Here is a 553-nt window from a genome sequence, read left to right as displayed (position 1 = left end):
ACACGTATGGGGACCAGTTGAAGACAGTCATCAGGCATGATGATGAGGCTTTTCCTCATCTTCATGCTTTCATCGTTCCTGATGATTTGAAGGCGATCAGCTTACATCCTGGGGATAGTGCAAAGCAGAAGGCCAAGGCGGATGGGTTATCTCCAAAGGAACAAAATGAAGCCTATAAGCAATCGTTTAGAGATTGGCAGGACAGTTATTGGGATAAGGTCGGGAAGCCTTCTGGCTTAACTCGTATTGGTCCAGGTCGTAGGCGTTTAACTCGGGACCAGTGGAACCAGGAGAAGCAACAAGCCAAGGCTTTAGCTATTGCTCTGGCTGATGGTCGTGCTGTTGCAAAGCGTGTTGATGCTGCAAAAGCTAAGGCTGAAAAGTTTGAGAAGGCTGGCACGTTGGTTGGTGCTGTTTCTTCTGCTGTTGCTGGTGGTGTTGTTCAGGTTTCTGAGTCATTCACGAAAAGCCGTTTTGATGATGGTGCGAAGTCTCGTGAAAATGAAATTCATTTATTGAAGAATCAAAATGAGAAGTTGWAAGCGAGTAATTC

At 46.0% G+C, this 553-nt stretch carries 1 pseudogene; it reads left to right on the top strand.

The annotated features are described in order from the left end of the window. Nucleotides 1–17: 17 nt before the first annotated feature. Nucleotides 18–553, top strand: a pseudogene (locus KP705_RS16545) (plasmid recombination protein); the annotation flags it as partial.

Source organism: Gluconobacter sp. P1D12_c (assembly GCF_018812105.1).
Taxonomy (GTDB): domain Bacteria; phylum Pseudomonadota; class Alphaproteobacteria; order Acetobacterales; family Acetobacteraceae; genus Gluconobacter; species Gluconobacter oxydans_A.
This window is presented reverse-complemented; position numbering and strand designations above follow the sequence as displayed.